The organism is Limnobacter litoralis (assembly GCF_030160455.1).
GTDB lineage: Bacteria > Pseudomonadota > Gammaproteobacteria > Burkholderiales > Burkholderiaceae_B > Limnobacter > Limnobacter litoralis.
This window is the reverse complement of record NZ_BSOJ01000010.1, coordinates 32,254-54,586: the sequence shown is the minus strand read 5'-3', so window position 1 is coordinate 54,586 and position 22,333 is coordinate 32,254. Positions and strand designations below refer to the sequence as shown.

Genomic DNA, 22,333 nt, shown 5'->3' with positions numbered 1-22,333 from the left:
TCCTGTAAATTACAACTCGAACGGAATGGATTGCCGCCTTGCCTTCAGCACGCGTTCAAAATGACGCGGGTCTTTAACATTCAGGACTTCCGCCTCTCTGGGCATGAAGTAATCGCTCAGGCGCGAGGTCCAGAATCGCAATGCCGCAGCACGAAGCATACCCTGCCACAAACGCTTTTCAGCATCCGGGAACGGGCGATGCTCGGAATATCCGTGAACCAGCGCACGCAACTGAGGTTCCAGAAATTCGCCAGTGTTCACATCGATACACCAGTCGTTGGCTGTCACGGCAAGGTCAAACAGATAGGTGTCTACCCCTGCGAAGTAAAAGTCAATCACACCACCCAGGTGTTCGCCCTGCATCAAGGCATTGTCTTTGAACAGGTCAGCGTGTACGGCCCCTTTCTCCAGGCTTTGGTAATCCGCGCTGCGGCTCAATTGAGTCTGAAACAGAATTTCATCTTCAAGCAGGCTCAGTTCTTCAGCGGGCAGGTGTGGCTTGATTGCGCGCGCGGCGCTGACAATCCAGCTCAAGTTGCGTGGGTTTTCAAGAGTGCCTGCAAAGTCGGCTGCGGCCAGGTGGGCTTTCGCACTGAATCGGCCGATTTCTTCGCATTGCAAAGGCGTTGGGTGGGTCACCGATGAACCTGCAAGGCAGTTGACCAAGGTGGCTGGTTTGCCTTGCAGTGGTCGAAACAGAGCGCCGTCGCGACTGGCGATCGGGCCTGGCACCGGCAAACCCTTGCCCGCAAGGTGCTGCATCAGACCCAGATAAAAAGGCAGCTCACGATCGGTCAGTTTCTCGAAAATGGTCAACACGTATCTGCCTTTGCAGGTGTTGACAAAGTAGTTGGTGTTTTCAATGCCGGAGGCAATGCCTTCAAACGATTGAAGTTCTCCACACGCCAGGTCGCCCAGCCAGTGCTGGATTTCGTCATGGGTGACGCGGGTGAAAACAGCCATACATAGTTCCTCTGAGATCGGGCAGCCCGAATTTTACCTGTGTTCTGCCGACTTTATAAGTCCAGCAGCTTTTCGGTCTCACTGTCTGAGGGGTTGAAGGTCCGTTTTTCGTAGAAATCAAAAATACTTTGCAAGACTTCATCGGGGGTTTCAACGACCTGAAAGAGGTTCATGTCTTCAGGGCTGATCATGCCCTCAGCCAACAAAGTGGCTCGAATCCAGTCAATCAAGCCACCCCAGAATTGCTGCCCCACCAGCATGATTGGAATGCGTCGACCTTTGTTGGTCTGGATCAGGGTCAGGGCCTCGAACATTTCATCGAGCGTGCCAAATCCGCCCGGCATGACCACATAGGCGCTGGCGTATTTTGCAAAAGCAACCTTGCGGGCAAAAAAGTGGCGAAAGGTCAGGGAAATATTCTGGTAGGGGTTGCCGTGCTGCTCGTGGGGCAACTCGATGTTCAGGCCGACGCTGGGCGATTTGCCCGCATGTGCCCCCTTGTTGGCGGCTTCCATGATGCCCGGGCCCCCACCGCTGATGACGGCAAAGCCTGCGTCCGACAATTGGCGTGCAATCTGCTCGGTCAGGGCGTAGTAGGGGTGGTCCAGTTTGGTTCTTGCACTGCCAAAGATGGACACGGATGGCCGAATTGCCGACAGCTTCTCAGTCGCTTCGATGAACTCTGCCATAATTCCCAGCACGTGCCACGATTCCCTGGCCTTCACGGCGGTGGACTGGTCTTTGGACGGCAAGTGGCGAAGTGTTGGAACATTCTTGTTATTGGTCACCATATGAAGCGATTACTCCTGGTCGATGGATCAAGTTATCTGTATCGGGCATTTCACGCCATGCCGGACTTGCGAAACCGGGCTGGCGAGCCAACCGGCGCTATCTACGGCGTGGTGAACATGCTCAGGCGGCTGCGCTCTGACCACACCACCGACGAACTGACTGCCGATTGCATCGCCTGCGTGTTTGACGCGCCCGGCAAAACCTTTCGCGACGACGTGTTTCCAGAGTACAAAGCCAACCGGGCAAGTATGCCAGAAGATCTGGCTGCGCAGATTCCGCCGATCCACGAGATCACCAAGGCTTTGGGGTGGCCGGTTATCATCGAACCAGGCATTGAAGCCGACGACGTCATAGGCACACTTGCCCACCAGGCCATCGCGCAGGGTTTTGATGAAGTGGTGATTTCCACGGGTGACAAAGACATGGCGCAGTTGGTCAGTGATCGAATCCGATTGGTCGACACCATGAAAAACGTGGTTTATACCCGCGACACTGTGTATGAGAAATTCGGTGTTTATCCCGAGCAGATTATTGACTACCTCAGTTTGGTTGGCGACACCGTCGACAACGTACCGGGCGTAGAAAAGGTCGGGCCCAAGACAGCAGCCAAATGGTTGGCTGAATATCAAACACTCGACAATGTGATCAAGAATGCCCAGCACATCAAGGGCAAGGTCGGAGAAAACCTGAATGCCGCACTAGATTGGCTGCCCACAGCCAAATTTCTGGTCACCATCAAGGTGGATTGTGAATTGCCTCATGCAATCCGCATTGAATCGGACCTGAAAGCGGCGCAGGAAGACACCGATCAGTTGAAAGAGCTGTTCAAGCGGTTTGAGTTTAAAACCTGGTATCGCGCGCTGGGCGGCACAGCAGAAGAGGAATCCGCGCCTGCCGCGCCAGTTCACCCTGACGATGCAACACCAGCCGTCAGTCTGTTCGACTCCCCCACGCAAAACATCGACAGCATCAAAACCGTGTGCATCAACACGGCAGAGGCGTTTGATGCCCTGTGTCAAACGCTGTGGTCTGCTTCAAAGGCCGGCGTGGTGGTGGCTTTCGACACAGAGACCACTTCCCTTGAACCCATGAATGCCGAAATAGTGGGCCTTTCCCTGGCCTGGGAGGCCGGAACTGGTTACTACATTCCGCTACGACACGAAGACCTGACCAGTGATCCACAATTGCCGATGGACGCCATACTGGATGCGCTGCGCCCCTGGTTTGCGGACCACAGTGCGCCCAAGGTGGCTCAAAACGCCAAATACGATTTGCATGTGCTTGCCAATCATGGTTTGGCGGTGGAGGGGTTGGTGGACGACACCATGCTTGCCAGTTACGTGCTGGAGGCGCACAAGCCCCACGGCATGGACGCACTGGCCCTTCGCTGGCTGAACTACAACACCATCAAATACGAAGAGGTGGCCGGTAAGGGGGCTGCTCAAGTGTCTTTCTCCCAGGTGTCTGTTGATTCCGCAACCCGATATGCGGCCGAAGATTCGGAAGTCACCTTCCGCTTGAACCAGGTGCTTGGAAAAGCATTGAAAGCCGAAGGTGAACTGGATCAGTTGTATCGAACCGTCGAGTTGCCTTTCACGCAGGTTCTTTTTGAAGTGGAGCGCAATGGCGTGTTGATCAACGCTGACATGCTGGCCCAGCAAAGCGACGAGATTGCCGAAAAGCTGCGCGACATTGAAGCGCAGGCGTTCGAGCTGGCGGGAGGCTCATTCAACCTGAATTCGCCCAAGCAGATTGGTGAATTGCTGTTCGGCAAACTCCAGTTGCCCGTGGTCAAAAAGACCGCCAGTGGCGCACCTTCAACCGATGAAGAGGTGTTGTCCAAGCTGGCTGAAGATTACCCATTGCCCGCCAAATTGCTGGAACACCGCAGTTTGGCCAAGTTGAAAAGCACCTACACCGACAAATTGCCCAAGATGGTGAACGCCAGAACAGGGCGCGTGCACACCAACTACGCTCAAGCAGTGGCTGTGACCGGTCGTCTGGCCAGCAACGACCCCAATCTGCAGAACATTCCTGTGCGCACGCCCGAAGGGCGCCGCGTCAGGGAGGCTTTCGTGGCGCCTGAAGGTCACGTGCTGGTGTCTGCCGATTATTCACAAATCGAGCTGCGAATCATGGCGCACATTTCCGGCGACGAGACACTCATTCGTGCTTTCAATGACGGACTGGATATTCACTCCGCCACTGCAGCCGAAATTTTCTCGGTGCCGCTGGACAGCGTCAATTCAGATCAGCGCCGGACTGCCAAAGTCATCAATTTTGGCTTGATTTACGGCATGAGTGCGTTTGGTTTGGCTGGCAATCTTGGTATTTCCCGTGAAGCAGCCAAGTTGTACATCGACCGGTATTTTGCCCGCTACCCTGGCGTGGCCACTTACATGGAAAATGTGCGAAGCACTGCCAAGCAACAAGGCTACGTCAGCACCGTGTTTGGCAGACGATTGTGGTTGCCGGAGATCAAAAGCCCCAACGGGCCCAGACGTGCTGCCGCCGAACGCGCCGCCATCAACGCACCCATGCAGGGCACCTCGGCCGACCTGATCAAGATGGCCATGGTGAAACTGTCTGCGTGGCTGAAATCCGAGAATTTGGCCACCAAGATGATCATGCAGGTGCACGATGAGGTGATTTTTGAGGTGCCGCAGGCCGAGCTGGACCGTATTCAGAAAGAGGTGCCCGGCATCATGACGGGTGTGGCCAATTTGCGGGTGCCACTGGAAGTGGGTTGCGGCACCGGCAAAAACTGGGAAGAAGCCCACTGAGCAAAGCCAATGGGCTTGTTGTATTACAGGCAATCCGCGATTGCACACCCCAGGTCGATGGTTGTGGATTGGCCGCCCATGTCGGGTGTTCTTGGACCGTCGACCAGCACTGCTTCAATGGCCCTCAAGATGGCGTCATGCGCCTCTCGAAAGCGGCCGTCGCCTTTGCCCAAAAAGTCCAGCATCATCGCGCCAGACCAGATCATGGCCACCGGGTTTGCAATGCCCTTGCCGTAGATGTCGGGTGCGGAACCATGCACAGGCTCAAACAGCGAGGGAAACTGGCCGTCCGGGTTCAGGTTGGCCGAGGGGGCGATGCCGATGGTCCCGGTGCAGGCGGGTCCCAAATCCGACAAAATATCGCCGAACAGATTTGAGGCAACCACCACATCAAAACGCTCTGGGCTCAGCACAAAACGCGCCGTCAAGATGTCGATGTGATATTTGTCCCATTGCACGTCCGGATACGCTTTGGCCAGCTCTTCAACCCGCTTGTCCCACCACGGCATGCTGATCGAGATGCCGTTGGACTTGGTGGCCGATGTCAGATGCTTTTTGGGCCGCGATTGAGCCAGTTCAAACGCATATTTCAGTATCCGGTCGGTGCCTTTGCGAGAAAAGATCGATTCCTGGAACACCATCTCCCGTTCAGTGCCTTCGTACATGATTCCGCCCACAGAGGAATATTCGCCTTCCGTGTTCTCGCGAACCACGTAGAAGTCAATGTCCCCCACCTTTTTGTTGGCAAGCGGGCAGGGTATTCCGGGCATCAGGCGAACCGGTCGCAGGTTTACATATTGGTCGAATTCACGCCTGAATTTCAGCAGAGATCCCCACAGTGAAATGTGATCCGGCACTTTGTCTGGCCAGCCTGCAGCTCCGAAATAAATGGCGTCAAACGACTGGAGCTGATCAAACCAGTCGTCGGGCATCATCTTGCCGTGTTTCAGGTAATAGTCGCAGTGGGCCCAGTCGAAGTGTGTGAACTCCAGGTCCAGGTTGAATTTGCTGGCGGCTTTTTCCAGCACGCGCAAGCCCTCGGGCATGACCTCTTGTCCAATGCCGTCGCCCGGCAATACTGCAATTCGTTTTGTGCTCATGTGGGTTTTTGCTTGGTGTGTGATTGAAGTTTCGATTATATTTATAAACAATTCAATTTATAAATGATCAAAATATTGATTGTTTATCAACAAAAATGTTTTTAATAAACAAGAAAACACCCAGTCTTCAAGACATTGAGATGTTCATCCTGCTGGCTCAGCAGCGCTCATTTTCTGCAACAGCCGATCAATTGGGCGTGTCCGCTGCCTATGTCAGTAAAAATTTGCAAAACCTGGAAAGTCGCCTTGGCATGCGACTCATGCATCGCACGACCCGAAAAGTTTCTCTCACCGAACAGGGCGAGTTGTTGCTGGAATGGGGTCAGCGGCTTTTGGACTCAGCCCAAGACTTGATGGATGCGGTGCAGGCCGAAAAGGTGGTGCCGCAGGGGCAACTTCGCTTGTGCTCAAGCTCAGGCTATGGCCGCAATGTGCTGGCACCGGTGCTGTCTGCACTGGCGAGTACGTGCCCCGAGTTGGACATTCAGCTGGAACTGCTGGACCGCAAAGTCGATTTGATCGGCGAAGGGTTTCATCTGGATGTGCGCGTGGGCGCCATCGACCAGCACGACATGATCTGTAGGCCATTGAGACCAAACCGCAGAATACTGTGTGCGAGCCCGGCCTATCTGAACCGCCAGGGTTGTCCCGTCGACGTACTTGAGTTGTCCACACATCAATGCCTTGTCATTCGAGAGCGCGACCAGACCCCGGGGCGATGGGCGTTGCAGGGGCCCAAAGGCGAGGTGTCTGTCCGGGTTTCCGGCCCTTTGTCGTCCAACAATGGCGAAGCTGTGCGGCGATGGGCGCTGGACGGCCACGGCATTGCCCTGCGAAGTCAGTGGGACATTCACTCGGACTTGAAAGCGGGGTTTCTGAAGCAGGTGCTTCCTGAGTATTACCAAGAAGCACCTGTTCATGCGGTTTATCCGTCCAGACTGGCCAGTTCTGCCAAGTTAAGGCTGTGTGTCGAATTTCTTGAAAAGCACCTTCCCCACCTGGCCTAGGCCGTCACTGCCTTAATGGCCTTGATCAGGCCCACTGGCAACAAAAAAGAGCCATCTGCCAGCACATCAAAATGTTGTCGAACTTCTTCGCTGCTTCTGGCCCACACGCATTCAATGGCTCGACATCGCAATTCAGGGGTGTTCATCCGTGTCGTCCAACTGGCAAATTCCATCCGCAAGGTCCAGGCAGTGCTGTCAACAACTTGAAAACCCGCCGCATTCAGCATGGTTGTCCACTCGGACTGTCGATAATTTCGGACGTGGCTGGGGTCCCTCAACATTTCCACAGTCTGAAGTGTCGTGTCATACAGCGGATTTTCATCGGCCATGGCATCGACAATCCAGATTTCACCGCCATCCTTTAACACGCGACTGGCCTCTTGCATGCCCTTGGGCACGTTGTTCCAGTGATGCGCCGAAAAGCGGCTGATGACCCACTCAAACGAGCCGTCATCGAAGGGCAGGTTTTCTGCTTGTCCAAGGTGGGTCGAGAATCGGGCGTAACCTCGCTGTTCAGCCGTCTGTTTAACCACCTCCAGCATGCCTTCGCTGGGGTCCAGTGCACTGACTGAAAGACCCGCTCCGGCCATCGCAAAGGCAACGTGGCCTGCGCCACAACCCAGGTCAAGTGCGTGCAGCCCGGGGCTACGCCGCCCGGCGGAATGACTGATCTCCTCAAGATCTTTCCCTTGTGAGTGCACTGTGCTCTGGAGATAGGCCTGTGCACGCGCACCGAATTGCTGTTCCGGCATTTCTGACTGTTTCATGTAGATCTCCTGGCTGGTCGGGAATCTGCATCTTAGAAACTCTTTTATACTGGTTCAAGATGATTAAATATACTGGTATAAAATGAACCAAGCTGCGCCACCCAAACGAACAACCCAGCATTTGGAATTGGGTCATTTCATTCGTCAATTGCGTGAGTCCACTCGCCCAGACGCCTTGGGTTTGCCCGGCAGTGACCGCCGAAGAACTCCGGGGCTGCGTCGAGAAGAGTTGGCGGCGTTGTGCGGCATCAGTGTCACCTGGCTAACCTGGCTTGAGCAGGGGCGGGCCGTGCACGCCTCCACATCGGCACTTGTGCAACTGGCCGATGCCTTGCGTCTGGACCATGCCAACCGCCACTATCTGTTTGAACTGGCGGGCAGGCCTGACCCCGACGTGAGGCCTCCCGAGTTTGATCAATTGCCAAAGCTGCTGCGCGTGGTCGATGAAATGAACTGCCCAGCCTATGCGCTGGACGTCTGGTGGACCATTCGGGCCGCCAACAAGCGAGCCAGGCAGCTCTTTTCGAATTGGGGGCAGGGTTCGCGATCCAAAGTGGCTCCCAATTTGATTCACTATGTTTTTTTGAATCCGCTTGCAAAGCAGTTGCTGTTTGACTGGAAAGCCAGTGCCGAGCGACTGGTCGCAGAATTTCGGGCTGATTTGGGTGCGATTGCATTACAGCCGGAAGGTGAGGCGTTTGTTCATCGTTTGTCTCAGCAAAGTGCTGAATTCGCCACGTTGTGGAAACGTCAGCAAGTGGCTGACCGCACTGGAGGTGCCCGCAGCTTCAACCACCCCGTCAAGGGGCTGGTGCATTGTGAGCAGGTCACATTGCGAACGGCCATGGATCCTTCTTTGAAGGTCGTGATGTTGATGGATAGCGCGTTGACACCCTGATTTGCGGGTAAAATGCAAGGCTTCTCGAACCGAAGCACATCCGGGCGCCCCTTGCAATCCAGTCTTCCCATCGTGTTATTTGCCGCCAGCCTTGGCACTTTGGTGGCCATCACCTCTGCCGCCTGGCTTAGTTTTCGAAGTATTACGCGCAGCCTGGAACCCATGGTCAGCCTGTCAACCGGCGTGTTGTTGGCCACCTCTTTGCTGCATTTGCTGCCTGAGGCGCTTGATCACGGCATGAACCACCACGCCCTGTTTGCCTGGCTGCTGGGCGGTTTGCTGTTTTTTTTCGTGCTCGAAAAATTTTCCATTTTGCGCCACAGCCACCACCACGAGCACGACGGTCATCATCATGAACATGGCTTTGACCGCCATGAGGCTGGCCGCGGAGGTCTGCTCATCGTGGTGGGCGATTCCATTCACAATTTTGGCGATGGCATGTTGATCGCCAGTGCATTTTTGGTGGATTTGAAGTTGGGGTTTTTAACGACGCTGTCCATCGCACTGCATGAAGTACCTCAGCAGACCGGTGACTTTTTGGTTCTGCACAATGCGGGCATCGCACGAGGCAAGGCGCTGCGCTTGATGAGCATTTCCGGAGTGGCTGCGGTGACTGGTGCCTTGTTGGGTTACACCGTGCTCAGTCAATCTGTCAACGCGCTTCCCATTGCACTGGTGCTGGCATCGGCCAGCTTTCTGTATGTGGCTGTGGCCGATCTGATTCCACAAATGCAAAAAAAGGCCACCCTGCGTGAAGGGTGGCAACAATTGCTGTTCATCTCCTTGGGTGTGATTGTGATTGCCTACCTGGCCAGCGTGCTGCACCATCACTGACCTGGCAACCAAGCACCGCTTATTTGAGGCGCATTTCCCGGGCGTACCACTCATGAAAATGCTGCATGCCATCTTCCATGGGTGATTGATAAGGTCCTGCATCGTGTTCTCCACGCTGCATCAACACTTTTCGGCCTTCGTCCATGCGAATCGCGATCTCATCGTCTTCGACCGCTGTTTCCATGTAGGCAGCCTGTTCAGCATCCACAAAGCCGCGCTCAAACAGGCGGATTTCCTCGGGATAGTAAAACTCGACCACGTTCAGGGTTTCCTGGGGGCCTTTGGGGTGAAGTGTGGAAACCACAAGAACGTGCGGATACCATTCCACCATGATGTTGGGGTACATGCAAAACCAGATTGCCCCAAACTTGGGCTCAACCCCATTGCTGAATTTCATGACCTCGTCATGCCACTGCCGGTACACCGGTGTACCAGGGCGGCGTAGTCCGGCATTCAACCCGACGGATTGCACGCTCCAGTTCTTGCCAAAGTGCCAGGTCAGGTCAGAACAACTGACGAACTGTCCAAGGCCAGGGTGAAATGGTTCTACGTGGTAATCCTCCAGATAAACCTCAATGAAGGTCTTCCAGTTGTAGGGCAGGGTGTTGATCTTGACTGAATCGAGCTGAAAGCTGGAGAAATCCAGTTCGTCGAGAAAAGGAACCCCTTCCAGGTCTTTCAGGATGTTTCGCTGGGAATTGAACAACAAGCCACGCCAGTTTTGCAGTGGGTAGTTGTGCAGCTTGGCGCAAGGCTGACTGTCGAAGTGAGGCGCACCCAACAATTCGCCATGCAGGTCATAGGTCCAGCGGTGCAGCGGGCAGACAATATTCTGAGAGTTACCGTGGCCTTTCAGCATGACCGCCTGCCGGTGTCTGCAGACATTGGAAAGCAGTTCTACATGGCCTTTGTTGTTGACCAGCAGGCGACCATCGTTTTCCCACGGAAGTGACCTCCAGTCGCCTTCCTCAGGCACCCAATGGGTGTGACCCACATAACCCGGACCGTCTCTGTAGAGCTGTTGTGTTTCCTTTTTCAGGACAATTTCATCAAAGTATGTCGAAACATGGGGTTGTGCATTCGACTGCGACAACTTGGACAAATCGCTCAAATCGGACATGATCCCGGGGACCTCCTCCCACAGCGCCCCTTTTAGGCACTGGTGCAGAAATAAATGGTTGAACACAAAGGCGAAACGGGATTGTAACCTTACTGCATCATTCAAGACAAAGACTTTTCGACTTTCGGCATTCTCGCAGTAAAATAGAAGACTTTTCCTTCAACGGTAACGGTTGCAATGACTGACACATCCCACTCAGCGAATGACGCTCAGGAAATGTCCCAGCCCGCCTCTTTCGAACAGGCCCTGACCGAACTGGAAGCCCTGGTCGACAAAATGGATGCACCCGGTGTAGGGTTGGACCAATTGCTCGCTGATTACAAACGCGGTGCAGCCTTGGTCAAGTACTGCAAGGGCAGACTTTCCGTGATTCGCGACGAGGTGGCAAAAATCGACGCTGAGCTGGGCGACGAACCAAGCTCGGATCGGGGTTGAAATGCAACCCGCTTTTTTGACACGCCCCTGGCTCGACGCAGTCCGTGAAGAGTTTGAACGCTACCTGGCAGACAAGATTTCCGGCATGACCGGCGTGTCGGCTGAGCTGCATCAGGCCATGCAATATGCATTGCTGGGTGGTGGCAAACGCCTTCGGGCTTGCTTGATGTTCGCTGTGGGTGATGCCGTGGGTACTGCGCCGGCTGCATTGATGGATGCCGCCAGTGCGATGGAGGCCATGCACGCTTATTCATTGGTGCACGACGACCTGCCTTGCATGGACAACGATGTGCTCCGCCGTGGAAAGCCCACTTGCCATGTGAAGTTCGGTGAAGCCACGGCTTTACTAGCTGGAGACGCTTTGCAAACCACCGCATTTCAGTGGGTATTGGAATCCTCTTTGCTGGCAGATTCGATTCGACTTCAGCAGGCCGCCATTCTGGCTGCAGCCGCAGGCGCGCAAGGAATGGCCAACGGGCAGGCGATCGACCTGACTCACGTTGGCCGTCCCATGACCCTTGATCAGTTGAAGCACATGCACGCCCGTAAAACGGGTGACCTCATTCTCGCTGCTGTGCGCATGGCCTCTGCCAGTCGATCTGGACTTTCCAGCCAGATGCAATCAGGATTAGAGGACTATGCCAAGACTTTGGGCTTGGCATATCAGGTAATTGACGACATATTGGACGTAGAGTCCACCAGTGAACAATTGGGTAAAACTTCTGGCAAAGACGCCTTGTCCAACAAACCGACCATGGTCAGTTTGATGGGCTTGTCAGAGGCCAAGCAATTGTTGGCCAATCTGAGAAGCACCGCGCTGAAAGCCTGTGAGCGTTGCGGTGTAGATGAACGTCACCCGATGGCCATTCTGGTAGACCTGATTACAGACAGAAAATCATGAGCGATTTACTCAAGAAAATAGACAGTCCTGCCGATTTACGCCGCCTCAGCCCGGGTCAGTTGCCCGCGCTGGCCGATGAACTGCGCAATTACATCGTCGAGCAGGTGTCTCGAACGGGCGGACACCTGTCCTCCAATCTGGGCACTGTCGAACTGACAGTGGCGCTTCACTATGTGTTCAACACGCCCAATGACCGCATCGTCTGGGACGTGGGTCACCAAACCTATCCCCACAAAATTTTGACGGGTCGTCGTGATTTGATGCCGACACTGAGACAGGCGGGTGGATTGTCCGGCTTTCCCAAGCGCAGCGAGTCCGAGTACGACGCGTTCGGAACAGCCCACTCCAGCACCTCCATTTCAGCTGCTTTGGGCATGGCTGTTGCATCCCGAAATTTGGGTGTGAAGCGCAAGCACATCGCTGTCATCGGCGATGGTGCCATGACTGCGGGTATGGCCTTTGAAGCCATGAACAACGCAGGCGTTACGCCCGACGTGGATTTGCTCGTCATTTTGAATGACAACGACATGTCCATCTCGCCGCCAGTGGGTGCCCTGAACAAGTACCTGGCCAAGCTGATGTCGGGTCGGATGATGAACACGGCCAAAGAGGTCGGCAAAGGTATTTTGGGGGTTGCTCCACCTTTGTACGAACTGGCACACCGGCTGGAAGAGCACGTGAAGGGCATGATGACCCCGGCAACGCTGTTCGAGGAGTTCGGGTTCAATTATTACGGCCCAATTGACGGACACGACCTTGACGCGCTCATTCCGACTTTGCAGAATTTGCGGGCATTGCACGGCCCTATCTTCTTGCACGTCATCACCAAAAAAGGGGCGGGCTACAAATTGGCCGAGCAAGACCCGGTGCTGTATCACGGACCTGGCAAATTTGATCCGACTGTAGGCATTCAGAAGTCAACAGGGCCCAAACCGCCTACCTACACCCAGGTTTTCGGTCGCTGGCTGTGCGACATGGCTCAGGCTGATCGCAGGCTCATCGGTATTACCCCTGCCATGCGGGAAGGCTCCGGCATGGTGGAATTTGAGCGACGGTTTCCCTCTCGATACTTTGATGTGGGCATTGCTGAACAGCATGCGGTTACATTTGCGGCTGGCATTGCCTGTGAAGGGCTGAAGCCGGTGGTTGCCATTTATTCCACCTTCCTTCAGCGCGCGTATGATCAGCTCATTCACGATGTGGCCCTGCAAAACCTGGATGTCACCTTCGCGCTGGATAGGGCGGGGCTGGTGGGGGCCGATGGAGCCACTCACGCTGGCAATTACGACATTGCCTATTTGCGCTGTATCCCAAATATGGTCATTGCCACACCGTCCAGCGAAGACGAGTGCCGAAAGTTGTTGTCTTCCGCCTACAAATATCCAGGCTGTGCCGCTGTGCGCTATCCCCGTGGGGTTGGCCCGGGTGTTGTCTGCGACGAATCCCTGGACGGCCTGGAACTTGGCAAGGCCCTTGTCAGGTTTGTGCCTGACAATGACGCCAAGCCCCTTGTAATGCTCGCATTTGGCTCCATGTTGACTCCATCGCTCGACGCAGCTCGAGAATTGGGGGTCACTGTGGTTGACATGCGATGGGTAAAGCCGCTGGATGAAGCCCTGATTCTTCAATTTGCAGAGCAGCGTTATGGCTTTGTGACTCTGGAGGAGGGCTGTATCATGGGCGGTGCGGGTTCTGCTGTCAGCGAACTGTTGCGCGCCCATGGACTGAATAATCCAGTGTTGCAGTTGGGCTTGCCCGACCAATTCATCGATCATGGTGATCCTTCCGTGCTTCTCAAGAATGCCGGGCTGGATGCTGCTGGTGTTCGTGAATCAGTCGAGAAGTATTTTGGCGAACTGTTTTCTCGCCAGAGCAATGTAGTGCGTCCCATCACAGGGCGCGCTGCCAATCAATGAGGAAGTTATGAATACAAGAGACAAAGGGCTGGAGTCCAGCGTGGCAGAGCAGTCAGGCCAAGCCATTCCAGACGTGCAGAGTACCGTGGACACGCGTCACATCGCGATTGAGTCCGTGGGTATTCGGTCGGTCAAATACCCTGTGCTGATCGAACTCAAAGGCCAAAAGTCCCTGCCCTCCGTGGCTGAATTCGAAATGACTGTTTATTTGCCACCCGAGCAGAAAGGCACACACATGTCTCGCTTTGTGGCGCTTCTCGAGCAGTCGCAAGGGCACACCCTGAGTATTCAAAGTTTCAAAGCGATGCTCGCTGACATGCTCACCTTGCTCGATGCGCCTTCTGGGCGCATCAAGATGAGCCTGCCTTATTTCATTTCAAAGGTCGCACCCATCAGTGGCGTGTCTAGTCTGATGGATTACCAGCTCACCCTGGAAGGCAATGCCAATGCGGAAGGTCAGGAAGTGTGGTTGCAAGTGGTCGTGCCTGTGACCAGCCTGTGCCCCTGTTCCAAGAAGATCTCAGACTACGGTGCGCACAACCAGCGCTCTCACGTAACCGCGCGCGTTCAGTTGAAAGGCGAGTTGGACATCGGTCAATTCATCTCCAAGATAGAGCAGCAGGCTTCTTGTGAGCTGTACGGTTTGCTCAAGAGACCCGACGAAAAATACGTCACAGAGCGTGCGTACGACAACCCCAAGTTTGTAGAAGACCTCATTCGTGATGTGGCCATTGCACTGAACGGCATGCAGGAAGTGGGTGCTTACAGCATTGAAGCTGAAAATTTTGAATCCATTCACAACCATTCAGCCTACGCAAAAATTGAAAGACGATAACTGCACGGTTATCTTGGGGGAAAGCCGCGCATGTCAGACATAGATCTCGAGACCGGCAGAAGCAAAGAGTTTTTTATTCTTGGATTGACGAATGAGGGCAAGGTGTTTCGTCCTTCAGATTGGGCCGAACGCCTTTGTGGTGTGATGTCTTGTTATCGCCCGCCCGGCAGGGTGGGGCATGCGCACATTGCCTACAGCCCTTATTGCAGACCAACTTTGCTGAATGGTGTGAAGTGTGTGGTGGTTGATGAGCGGCTCAGGGAAATTGAACCCATGGCGCTCAAATTCGTGCAGAACTTTGCAAAGGACAACGACCTGCAAATTGTAGATGCCTGCTTTTTGCCCGAGCGCTGACCCGTTCAATCAAAACCAACAGCCGTAAAAAAACAGCCAAATTTGAAGGCTGTTTTTTTACGGCTGTTTTGTATTCACAACAAATCAGGACGCTGAATAAATTCAGGCTGCCATTGATTTGATGGCTGCAGACAGACGTGATTTCTGACGGGAAGCCTTGTTCTTGTGAATCATGCCCTTGTCGGCACCGCGATCGAGAACGCGTGTGGTTTCGATATACACTGCCTGAGCTGCTTGCTTGTCGCCTGCTTCAACTGCAGCGCGCACTTTTTTAACAGCAGTTCTCATGGCTGAGCGAATCGCTGAATTGTGAGCGTTGAGCTTGGCGGCTTGATTAGCGCGCTTGTGCGCCTGTACTGTGTTGGCCATATTGCTTTAATCCAAGGTGTAGAATTCCGTAACCCATAAGTTTAACAAACTCATTCTGTTTTAACAATCAATATATGAATTTATTAAAATCAGCCCTGGCTGTCAGTTCGATGACGATGCTTTCTCGCATCACTGGCCTTATGCGGGAAACCATTACCGCAAGGGTGTTGGGTGCTTCCGCGGTGTCGGATGCGTTTTTCATTGCATTTCGCATTCCCAATCTGCTGCGCCGACTGTTTGCCGAGGGTGCATTCTCACAGGCGTTTATTCCGATTTTGTCTCAGGTCTATGCCAAGGATGGCAAACCAGCCTCCCTGGAGCTGGCCAGGCGGGCCATCTCCCTGCTCTTTTTGGTGGTTTTGGTGATTGCAGCCATTGGTACTCTTGGGGCTTCTTGGGTGGTCATGGGCATTGCCAGCGGTTTGCAGGTGGGTTCCGCCCAATGGGAACTGACTGTGCGCCTGACCCAATGGATGTTTCCTTACATTGTGTTTATTTCAATGGTTGCTTTGGCATCTGGGTTGTTAAACACATACAGATCGTTCTCTTTGCCCGCCTTTGCCCCTGTGCTGATGAATGTCAGCTTTATTGGCGGGGCTTTGTTTTTAATTCCCTACTTTGAACAGCCTGTGTTTGCAATGGCGTTTTCGGTCATGCTGGGCGGCGTGTTGCAGGTGGTGGTTTTGTGGTTTGGCTTGTGGCGTTCTGGCGCATGGCTGAACCCATTTGCCGGCCTTGGGCGCCTTCGAGAGGCATTTGCGGATGAGCGCGTTCACCGAATATTGAAGAACATGGTGCCTGCCAGTCTGGCCGTTTCCGTGGCTCAAATCAGTCTCATCATCAACACCAACATTGCCTCTCATTTGGCCAAGGGCAGTGTGTCATGGATCTCTTTTGGTGATCGCCTCATGGAGTTTCCAACCGCCTTACTGGGTGTGGCACTGGGAACCGTGTTGTTGCCTTCTTTGTCGGCTGCAGCCACCCGCAGTCATGCCGACTACTCCAACCTGCTGGATTGGGGGCTTCGCCTGACTTTGGCGCTGGCGCTGCCCGCAGCCGTTGGGCTCGGTGTCTTTAGTGAGGCACTGGTCAGCATGTTGTTCCACTACGGGCGATTTGATGCAACTGACGTGACCATGACCAGTCACGCAGTGATGGCGTACAGCGTTGGTCTGCTCGGGCTTGTGCTTGTGAAGATTCTTGCCCCGGGTTTTTATGCAAAGCAGGATGTTCGTACGCCCGTGAAAATCGGAGTCATGGTGGTGGTTGTGACTCAGCTGATGAATTTGGTTTGGGTGCCGATATTTGGCCATGCTGGCCTGCCTTTGTCTGTCGGCCTGGGTGCCAGCCTGAATGCGGGTGTTTTGTACCTGGGTTTGCGCAAGCGGGGGCTGTACACGCCTTCACAGGGGTGGCTGGCCTACAGCGTCAGAATTGGAATTGCGGCCGCCTTGATGGGGGCGTTGTTGTTTTGGGCCAATCACTACTTTGACTGGATTGCCCTTGCGGCACATCCCGTGTTGCGCCTGCTCGAAGGCTTGGGTCTTATCGTGGCGGCTGCTTTGGTGTATTTTGCGGCCTTGACTGCCATGGGCATGCATCCCAAAAAACTGTTGAGTCGGCCAGCGAAAATTGAGGATTGACTGCTTTCCGCTTCAACTGAACAGGTCACAAAAAAGCCGGCGAAAGCCGGCTTTTTTGATTTGAACGAAGAAATGCTGAACGCAGGATTTACTTCAATGCATCAAAGGCACGTGTACGGATTTCATCCACGGAGCCAACACCTGCAATCTTGCGATATTGGGGTGCATTGGCATCCCCTGTGGCCGCCCACTTGCTGTAGTAATCTACGAGGGGGCGGGTTTGGCTTTCGTAAACGTCCAGGCGCTTGCGAACGGTTTCTTCTTTGTCATCGTCCCGCTGAACCAGTGGTTCACCCGTCACGTCGTCCAAGCCTGCCTGTTTGGGCGGGTTGAAGCGAATGTGGTAGGTTCGGCCGGATGCAGCGTGAGTGCGGCGTCCGCTCATGCGTTCAATGATTTCAGAGTGCGGCACATCGATTTCCAGCACGAAATCGATTTTCACGCCTGCATCCTTCATGGCCTCAGCCTGGGGAATTGTGCGTGGAAATCCGTCAAACAGATAGCCGTTCTGGCAGTCGCTTTCTTTCAGGCGCTCTTTGACCAGATTGATAATGATGTCGTCGGACACCAGCCCGCCCGCATCCATCACTTTTTTGGCCTCGATGCCCAGTGGTGTACCTGCCTTGACCGCTGCGCGCAGCATGTCCCCGGTGGAAATCTGGGGAATGCCAAATTTTTCTTTGATGAAAGTCGCCTGTGTGCCTTTGCCCGCACCAGGCGCGCCCAATAGTATTAAACGCATAATTGCCTCTAGAGTTTTTAATTCTTTCGCATGAAGGCCAGCGTCAGGCCAATTCAAGCGCGGTCGTTCGGGGGCTTGTTGTTTTGATTACCCGACCACAGTGTGGCACTCACAACTTGCGCAAAACTTACCTGCGGCAATGTGAGGCTTGGTCGGAATATTCTTAGCCCAGCTTGGTCTTGAACAGAGACCTGACACGCTCCAAGTCTGCCTGCGTGTCTACCCCGGGAAGGGGAGATTCATGAATAATACACACTTTTATGCGAAACCCGTGCGCCAGCGCCCTGAGTTGCTCAAGAGATTCCAGTTCTTCCAGGGCCGTGGGCGTCAGGTTTTGATAGGTTTTTAAAAAGCGGGCCTTGTAGGCATAAAGCCCCACATGCCGAATGCCTATGCCCGATTTGCGTTGTTGTTCAGTGGTTTGTTCAGCGCTGAAACCGTCTCTGGGGAAGGGAATTGGGGCACGCGAAAAATAAAGCGCCTCCATGTTTTCTTTCAAGGCAATTTTGACCACGTTGGGTTGTTTGAACTCCGACCAGTCGAAAATAGGGTGGCCACAAGTGGCAATGTCCTGATCGCCATGGGCGAGCGTGGTGGCCACAAGATTGATGAGATCTGGGTCGATCAACGGCTCATCGCCTTGAACGTTCACAACCACCGTGTCATCGGCCCATTGTCTGGCTTGAACTACCTCGGCCAATCGATCTGTGCCGGTGGGCCAGTCTGGGCGGGTCATCACCACGTCAATGCCGTGCTCGGTACAAGCAGAGGCGATGTCAGGGTGATCTGTGGCAACCAAAACCTCATCCGCCTTGGACAGGCGCGCCTGTTCAGCCACGCGCACAACCATGGGTTTACCGGCAATGTCCAGCAGCGGCTTGCCGGGCAGGCGGGTGGACGCGTACCGGGCCGGAACGACGGCTTTGAACATGATTACAGAGGGGCGTCTGGGTTGAAGGACTCGGCTTGTTCCAGCAACATGATTGGAATTCCGTCACGCACTGGAAAAGCCAGTTTTTCAGCTTTGCAGCAAAGGTAGCCGTCGGCGGGACGCTTGATCAGCGGGCCCTTGCAGCTAGGGCAAACCAAAATGTCAATCAGTTGAGTATCCAACGTAGTCCTCGAGAGCTTGAGTTAATGTGCGAGGCAGCTGCGCTTCGGCTTCAGCCACCCAGATGCGCGCGTCCAACGGATCCAATTTTACGGCATCTTTGGCAGTTACCACCAAAACGTCCGCAGATAAGCCGCTGCAAAAATCGGCCGGGTAATCGAAATGATCGGGCAAGGCCAGGGTGGGTAAGTCTTTGTTGAGAACCCGCCTTGCGGAGTCAAAGAATTTGTCCGGATTGCCCAGTCCTGTCATGACCAGTACTTTTTGATCGGCAAATTGTAGTTTTGCAGCCTCTATTGACAAGGTCGCCTGACTGGACAGGTTTACAAATCGCAGGATATTGACCTGGACTTCAACCCATTGACTGTCTGCTTTCAGATCAAGTTGACGGGCGAGGGATTGGCAGTCGCCTTGGGTGCATATGACAAACTCAACTGAATTCAAGCGCGCCAGTGGTTCTCGAAGTGGACCCGCCGGAAGCAGGTGGTGATTGCCTGCACCCCGCTGATCGAAGGCAACCCATTCGTGACTTCGCAGCAGTTTGTGATGTTGCAGCCCATCGTCGGAAACGATCAGTCTGAGCCCCGGTATCTTTTCGCGAAGCAGCTCAGCTGCGGCTTGCCGATCTGCACCAATTGCAATAGGGCAACCCGTTGTTGCGTGCAGCAGCGCCGCTTCATCCCCGGTCATGGCCACATCGACCGGATCTCCGGCTTTAAGCAGGAGTAGTTCTTGTGAGTGGCGGCCGTAGCCGCGCGTCACGATTCCAACAGGCAGGCCGAGTTGGGTCACGTGCTTGCACACGGCTGTGACGAGGGGGGTTTTGCCTGCGCCGCCGGCAATCAAATTTCCGATAACCAGTACGGGTGGCGACACAGCTTGGCGGCTCGCAATCGCCTTTTCCGTCTGGTGTGTTTTGTCACGCAGTGTGCTGTAAATCCATTCCAGCGTTCGCAGCACAACCGCTTCCAGGCCGCTGGGCGAAGCCTTGCCAAACCACAGGCGGGTCAGCCTGGCTTCCAGTCGTGCTGACAGGTGGGCTATCCGGCTCATCGGCTTTGCGCTGTGGCAATGGAAACCCGACTGATTCCCAAGGCTGCAAGCATGTCCATGGCGGTCACCACCGCCTGGTGGGTCGCCATTGCATCCGCTTCAATAATGGCGTGATTTTCCTGGCCTGCGGGTGTTTCAGCCAATGCTTTGACCAGCGCGCTGCGCAGTTGATCGGCGGACAGCACGCCTTGATCTCCCAAGGCGTAGTTTCCATCCCGAGCGATCCGGATTCGGATCACTTTGCTTTGATCCGCTTTTGTTTCACCGTTCTGCGTGCCTGGCAAATCAACCTTCAATTGGCTTTGACGAACAAAAGTCGATGAAATGACCAGAAAAATCACAATGACCAGCAAAATGTCGATCAGCGGGATCAGGTTGATCTCGGGTTCTGTGCTGGTGTCGTTGCGACGGGTCAGTCTCACGCGATTAACCTCGGCCCGCACGAGTGGATGCGGTCTTCAATTGCTGGCGTAGAGCCGCCTCAAGGGGTTTCAGTTCAAGACCCATGTGATTCATCAGGGCATTGATTCTGATTTTAAAAAGACGGTATGCGACCAAGGCAGGAATGGCCACAATCAATCCGAAAGCCGTGTTGTACAAGGCCACCGAGATCCCGGCGGCAAGCACCTCGGGGTTCTGGGCGGTTTGCCCCTGTGTTGCGAAAATCTCGATCATTCCGATGACGGTGCCAAGCAAACCCATCATGGGCGCTGCACTGGCGATCATGGACAAGACATCGAGATGCTTCTCCAGTTTGTCTTGAACCTCTTCGGCCTTTTCCAGCATGGCTTGTTCGGGGTCTTGGCCAGAGAGTGCTGCCCCCAAGCCGTCCGCTGCAACGCTTCCGAGCAGGCTATGCCCGTGAAGTCGCGCCAGGTTTTGAGGGTCTTTGAAAGGGGTCAGATTTTTGACCACGTCCTGAATTAAACCTTTGGGGGCGATTTGGGCTGACCGCAGGTACCAAACCCGCTCAAACACAATGGCCAAAGCTGCCATGGATGCAAAAATCAATGGCCAAATTGGCCAGCCAGCAGCGGTAATGATCGCCCACACATTAGACTCCTTCTACACAAGAGTGCGACTCTAGCGAAAATTGACTGGCTTGACAAATGAACTGCAAGGCATGGTGTTGCTTGCAATGTGGAAAACTTTGTGGAAAAGGCCGATTAAACCTTTCTTTTTTTTCCAGCTTCGGGGATAAGGAACTTTTTTTTAAAAAATATTCTAGATTTATCTATTAAAAATCAATTGCTTAGTTTGTTTTTCAATTGTTTCAGGCGTGTTGCAATTGAAATTGCTTTTTGATAAGCCTTTGTGGAAATGTTTGCCTTTTCGAGGTCTTTTTAGTAAATGACTGACTTTAAAACAGTTTTTTCAGTAAGCCAGTTTACACGTCATCTCAGTGACACATTGCGTCGGGAATTCATGGCCGTCCGAATTCAAGGCGAAGTGGCTTCATTCACCAAGGCGTCCTCTGGCCACTGGTACTTCAGTCTGAAGGATGAACAGGCTCAGGTAAAGGCTGTCATGTTTCGCCAGCGCAATATTCTGGTTGGGTTTCTGCCGAAGGTGGGAGACAAGCTGGAGGCGCTTGCCCAAGTTGGCCTTTACGAGCCGCGGGGTGAGTTACAAATTCTGGTGGACACGCTCAAACATGCGGGTCAGGGCGATTTACATGAGCGTTATCTCAGGCTGAAAACCATGCTGGCGACAGAGGGTCTGTTCTCGCAGGATCGAAAACGCCCCTTGCCAGCATATGCCTTCAACATTGCGATTGTCACCTCTTTGCAGGCGGCTGCATTGGCGGACATGCGCCGTACTCTGGCCCGGCGCGCCCCCCACGTCCGATACACCCTCTATCCCACTGCCGTTCAGGGTGAAGCCGCCACGCCGCAAATCGTGGCGGCGCTTCAGCAGGCTGATTCCGCGGGTCACGAGGTGATTGTATTGGCCCGTGGTGGTGGCAGTCTGGAAGACCTGTGGTGCTTCAATGAAGAGGCAGTCGTTCGGGCGGTGGCTGCATGCGTTACGCCCACTGTGGCGGGCATCGGTCATGAAAGTGACGTTACGCTGGCCGAGTTTGCGGCCGATGTTCGAGCCTCTACCCCAACTGCAGCAGCCGAACTGGTGAGTCCGCCTACAGCTGACTTGATCGCGCAGGTGGATGCTCTGCAGCGCGACTTGCGCCGTGTATTGGAGGCGGCACTGTCTCAACGGGCGCAGCAACTGGATCGCCTTGAGCTTGGGCTTGTAACGCCCTCTGCCTATCTGCAGGCACTTGAGCAGCGTTTGACCCATGCACGTGCAGTCATGCAGCGTCAATTGCAACAGGCCTTGCGCTTTGCCAACCAGTCTATGGTGGGCTGCGTCCAGCGCACTGGTCGGGCGCTGCACGGGGGAATGAATGAGGCCCAAACACGCAATACGAAAGTCGTCCGGCTTTTAAGGCAATCGGTGGATCGCAAAGTGCAGCAGGCAAGCATGGGGTTGCTCGGTCAGGAAAACACGCTTCGCGCATTGTCTCCGCAACGCAACCTGGAGAAGGGCTATGCTTTTCTGCAAACTGCGGACAGCGTTGTTAATTCGGTTGATCAGGTCGAACCTGGCCAGGTTTTGGCAGCCACATTGGCTGACGGACAATTGAATGTAACGGTGCGGGATAAAACCCATGGCTCGGGCGTGCCGTCTGTTTAGCGCGCCTTATTTCACG

The 22,333-nt window shown here is 54.3% G+C and carries 23 protein-coding genes; 11 read left to right on the top strand and 12 right to left on the bottom strand.

What is annotated here, in order from left to right:
• Positions 1–9: 9 nt before the first annotated feature.
• Together QQJ87_RS05550 and QQJ87_RS05545 are read right to left on the bottom strand one after the other, a co-directional pair.
• Positions 10–963, bottom strand: coding sequence for a homoserine kinase (locus QQJ87_RS05550; RefSeq protein ID WP_284280460.1), 954 nt, complete (start codon positions 961–963; stop codon positions 10–12).
• Between the two features lie 53 nt (positions 964–1,016).
• Positions 1,017–1,754 carry an LOG family protein gene (locus QQJ87_RS05545; RefSeq protein ID WP_284280459.1) on the bottom strand — a complete coding sequence of 246 codons (738 nt, stop codon included), beginning with the start codon at positions 1,752–1,754 and terminating at the stop codon, positions 1,017–1,019.
• Here QQJ87_RS05545 and polA point away from each other — a divergent pair, their 5' ends adjacent.
• A complete protein-coding gene (polA, locus tag QQJ87_RS05540) occupies positions 1,755–4,538 on the top strand; it encodes a DNA polymerase I (protein ID WP_284280458.1) in 2,784 nt (927 codons plus the stop codon).
• A gap of 23 nt (positions 4,539–4,561) precedes the next feature.
• Here polA and QQJ87_RS05535 read toward each other — a convergent pair whose 3' ends face one another.
• Positions 4,562–5,638, bottom strand: a complete 1,077-nt coding sequence (locus QQJ87_RS05535) for a tartrate dehydrogenase (protein WP_284280457.1) — start codon at positions 5,636–5,638, stop codon at positions 4,562–4,564.
• Positions 5,639–5,733: 95 nt separating this feature from the next.
• Between QQJ87_RS05535 and QQJ87_RS05530 the strand changes: the two genes are divergently transcribed.
• The gene (locus QQJ87_RS05530; protein WP_284280456.1) at positions 5,734–6,645 is read left to right on the top strand and encodes a LysR family transcriptional regulator; all 912 of its coding nucleotides are present in this window, start codon (positions 5,734–5,736) and stop codon (positions 6,643–6,645) included.
• Here QQJ87_RS05530 and QQJ87_RS05525 read toward each other — a convergent pair.
• The gene (locus tag QQJ87_RS05525) at positions 6,642–7,412 is read right to left on the bottom strand and encodes a class I SAM-dependent methyltransferase (RefSeq protein WP_284280455.1); all 771 of its coding nucleotides are present in this window, start codon (positions 7,410–7,412) and stop codon (positions 6,642–6,644) included. The two genes, QQJ87_RS05530 and QQJ87_RS05525, sit on opposite strands and share 4 nt — an antisense overlap.
• Before the next feature lie 82 nt (positions 7,413–7,494).
• Between QQJ87_RS05525 and QQJ87_RS05520 the strand changes: the two genes are divergently transcribed.
• Positions 7,495–8,310, top strand: coding sequence for a helix-turn-helix transcriptional regulator (locus QQJ87_RS05520; protein WP_284280454.1), 816 nt, complete (start codon positions 7,495–7,497; stop codon positions 8,308–8,310).
• Between the two features lie 12 nt (positions 8,311–8,322).
• On the top strand, positions 8,323–9,144 hold the full coding sequence (locus QQJ87_RS05515; protein ID WP_284280453.1) for a ZIP family metal transporter: 822 nt from the start codon (positions 8,323–8,325) through the stop codon (positions 9,142–9,144).
• Between the two features lie 19 nt (positions 9,145–9,163).
• On the opposite strand, the gene QQJ87_RS05510 is transcribed toward QQJ87_RS05515, so the two are convergent.
• The gene (locus QQJ87_RS05510; protein WP_284280452.1) at positions 9,164–10,264 is read right to left on the bottom strand and encodes an aromatic ring-hydroxylating oxygenase subunit alpha; all 1,101 of its coding nucleotides are present in this window, start codon (positions 10,262–10,264) and stop codon (positions 9,164–9,166) included.
• A 177-nt stretch (positions 10,265–10,441) separates the two neighbouring features.
• Here QQJ87_RS05510 and xseB point away from each other — a divergent pair, with 177 nt between their 5' ends.
• The 5 genes from xseB to QQJ87_RS05485 are packed head-to-tail and all read left to right on the top strand — an operon-like array spanning position 10,442 to position 14,705.
• Positions 10,442–10,699 (top strand): exodeoxyribonuclease VII small subunit, encoded by a 258-nt coding sequence (gene xseB, locus QQJ87_RS05505; RefSeq protein ID WP_284280451.1) that lies wholly within the window; start codon positions 10,442–10,444, stop codon positions 10,697–10,699.
• Position 10,700: 1 nt separating this feature from the next.
• Positions 10,701–11,600, top strand: coding sequence for a polyprenyl synthetase family protein (locus QQJ87_RS05500; RefSeq protein WP_284280450.1), 900 nt, complete (start codon positions 10,701–10,703; stop codon positions 11,598–11,600).
• A complete protein-coding gene (gene dxs, locus QQJ87_RS05495; RefSeq protein WP_284280517.1) occupies positions 11,594–13,516 on the top strand; it encodes a 1-deoxy-D-xylulose-5-phosphate synthase in 1,923 nt (640 codons plus the stop codon). Before QQJ87_RS05500 ends, dxs begins: the two co-directional genes overlap by 7 nt.
• Positions 13,517–13,523: 7 nt before the next feature.
• Positions 13,524–14,351 (top strand): GTP cyclohydrolase FolE2, encoded by an 828-nt coding sequence (folE2, locus tag QQJ87_RS05490; protein ID WP_284280449.1) that lies wholly within the window; start codon positions 13,524–13,526, stop codon positions 14,349–14,351.
• A gap of 30 nt (positions 14,352–14,381) precedes the next feature.
• Complete coding sequence (locus tag QQJ87_RS05485) at positions 14,382–14,705, top strand: DUF3579 domain-containing protein (RefSeq protein ID WP_284280447.1); 324 nt, start codon at positions 14,382–14,384, stop codon at positions 14,703–14,705.
• A gap of 102 nt (positions 14,706–14,807) precedes the next feature.
• Here QQJ87_RS05485 and rpsT read toward each other — a convergent pair whose 3' ends face one another.
• Positions 14,808–15,074, bottom strand: coding sequence for a 30S ribosomal protein S20 (gene rpsT, locus QQJ87_RS05480; protein WP_284280446.1), 267 nt, complete (start codon positions 15,072–15,074; stop codon positions 14,808–14,810).
• Between the two features lie 74 nt (positions 15,075–15,148).
• On the opposite strand from rpsT, the gene murJ reads away from it, so the two are divergent.
• Positions 15,149–16,717: a murein biosynthesis integral membrane protein MurJ gene (gene murJ / locus QQJ87_RS05475; protein WP_284280445.1), complete on the top strand. Its 1,569-nt coding sequence runs from the start codon at positions 15,149–15,151 to the stop codon at positions 16,715–16,717.
• Positions 16,718–16,805: 88 nt separating this feature from the next.
• On the opposite strand, the gene adk is transcribed toward murJ, so the two are convergent.
• The 6 genes from adk to QQJ87_RS05445 all read right to left on the bottom strand — a co-directional run bounded on the left by adk (position 16,806) and on the right by QQJ87_RS05445 (position 20,676).
• Positions 16,806–17,459, bottom strand: a complete 654-nt coding sequence (gene adk / locus QQJ87_RS05470; protein ID WP_284280444.1) for an adenylate kinase — start codon at positions 17,457–17,459, stop codon at positions 16,806–16,808.
• 163 nt (positions 17,460–17,622) lie between these two features.
• Complete coding sequence (gene kdsB / locus QQJ87_RS05465; protein ID WP_284280443.1) at positions 17,623–18,390, bottom strand: 3-deoxy-manno-octulosonate cytidylyltransferase; 768 nt, start codon at positions 18,388–18,390, stop codon at positions 17,623–17,625.
• Between the two features lie 2 nt (positions 18,391–18,392).
• Entirely contained in the window at positions 18,393–18,572 is a 180-nt protein-coding gene (locus QQJ87_RS05460; protein ID WP_284280442.1) for a Trm112 family protein, read from the bottom strand.
• Entirely contained in the window at positions 18,553–19,623 is a 1,071-nt protein-coding gene (gene lpxK, locus QQJ87_RS05455) for a tetraacyldisaccharide 4'-kinase (protein ID WP_284280441.1), read from the bottom strand. Before lpxK ends, QQJ87_RS05460 begins: the two co-directional genes overlap by 20 nt.
• A complete protein-coding gene (locus QQJ87_RS05450; protein WP_284280440.1) occupies positions 19,620–20,045 on the bottom strand; it encodes an ExbD/TolR family protein in 426 nt (141 codons plus the stop codon). Before QQJ87_RS05450 ends, lpxK begins: the two co-directional genes overlap by 4 nt.
• A gap of 4 nt (positions 20,046–20,049) precedes the next feature.
• A complete protein-coding gene (locus tag QQJ87_RS05445; protein WP_284280439.1) occupies positions 20,050–20,676 on the bottom strand; it encodes a MotA/TolQ/ExbB proton channel family protein in 627 nt (208 codons plus the stop codon).
• Between the two features lie 297 nt (positions 20,677–20,973).
• Here QQJ87_RS05445 and xseA point away from each other — a divergent pair, with 297 nt between their 5' ends.
• Complete coding sequence (xseA, locus tag QQJ87_RS05440; protein ID WP_284280438.1) at positions 20,974–22,317, top strand: exodeoxyribonuclease VII large subunit; 1,344 nt, start codon at positions 20,974–20,976, stop codon at positions 22,315–22,317.
• Positions 22,318–22,333: the final 16 nt, after the last annotated feature.

Excerpts from the sequence above, each read along its gene's own strand:
- adk (WP_284280444.1), bottom strand. The coding sequence starts at position 17,459 with ATGCGTTTAATACTATTGGGCGCGCCTGGTGCGGGCAAAGGCACACAG.
- QQJ87_RS05545 (WP_284280459.1), bottom strand. The coding sequence starts at position 1,754 with ATGGTGACCAATAACAAGAATGTTCCAACACTTCGCCACTTGCCGTCC.
- QQJ87_RS05550 (WP_284280460.1), bottom strand. The coding sequence starts at position 963 with ATGGCTGTTTTCACCCGCGTCACCCATGACGAAATCCAGCACTGGCTG.
- xseA (WP_284280438.1), top strand. The coding sequence starts at position 20,974 with ATGACTGACTTTAAAACAGTTTTTTCAGTAAGCCAGTTTACACGTCAT.
- QQJ87_RS05485 (WP_284280447.1), top strand. The coding sequence starts at position 14,382 with ATGTCAGACATAGATCTCGAGACCGGCAGAAGCAAAGAGTTTTTTATT.
- QQJ87_RS05500 (WP_284280450.1), top strand. The coding sequence starts at position 10,701 with ATGCAACCCGCTTTTTTGACACGCCCCTGGCTCGACGCAGTCCGTGAA.
- murJ (WP_284280445.1), top strand. The coding sequence starts at position 15,149 with ATGAATTTATTAAAATCAGCCCTGGCTGTCAGTTCGATGACGATGCTT.
- polA (WP_284280458.1), top strand. The coding sequence starts at position 1,755 with ATGAAGCGATTACTCCTGGTCGATGGATCAAGTTATCTGTATCGGGCA.
- lpxK (WP_284280441.1), bottom strand. The coding sequence starts at position 19,623 with ATGAGCCGGATAGCCCACCTGTCAGCACGACTGGAAGCCAGGCTGACC.
- xseB (WP_284280451.1), top strand. The coding sequence starts at position 10,442 with ATGACTGACACATCCCACTCAGCGAATGACGCTCAGGAAATGTCCCAG.
- kdsB (WP_284280443.1), bottom strand. The coding sequence starts at position 18,390 with ATGTTCAAAGCCGTCGTTCCGGCCCGGTACGCGTCCACCCGCCTGCCC.
- folE2 (WP_284280449.1), top strand. The coding sequence starts at position 13,524 with ATGAATACAAGAGACAAAGGGCTGGAGTCCAGCGTGGCAGAGCAGTCA.
- QQJ87_RS05530 (WP_284280456.1), top strand. The coding sequence starts at position 5,734 with ATGTTTTTAATAAACAAGAAAACACCCAGTCTTCAAGACATTGAGATG.
- QQJ87_RS05520 (WP_284280454.1), top strand. The coding sequence starts at position 7,495 with ATGAACCAAGCTGCGCCACCCAAACGAACAACCCAGCATTTGGAATTG.
- QQJ87_RS05535 (WP_284280457.1), bottom strand. The coding sequence starts at position 5,638 with ATGAGCACAAAACGAATTGCAGTATTGCCGGGCGACGGCATTGGACAA.
- QQJ87_RS05510 (WP_284280452.1), bottom strand. The coding sequence starts at position 10,264 with ATGTCCGATTTGAGCGATTTGTCCAAGTTGTCGCAGTCGAATGCACAA.
- rpsT (WP_284280446.1), bottom strand. The coding sequence starts at position 15,074 with ATGGCCAACACAGTACAGGCGCACAAGCGCGCTAATCAAGCCGCCAAG.
- QQJ87_RS05525 (WP_284280455.1), bottom strand. The coding sequence starts at position 7,412 with ATGAAACAGTCAGAAATGCCGGAACAGCAATTCGGTGCGCGTGCACAG.
- QQJ87_RS05515 (WP_284280453.1), top strand. The coding sequence starts at position 8,323 with ATGCAAGGCTTCTCGAACCGAAGCACATCCGGGCGCCCCTTGCAATCC.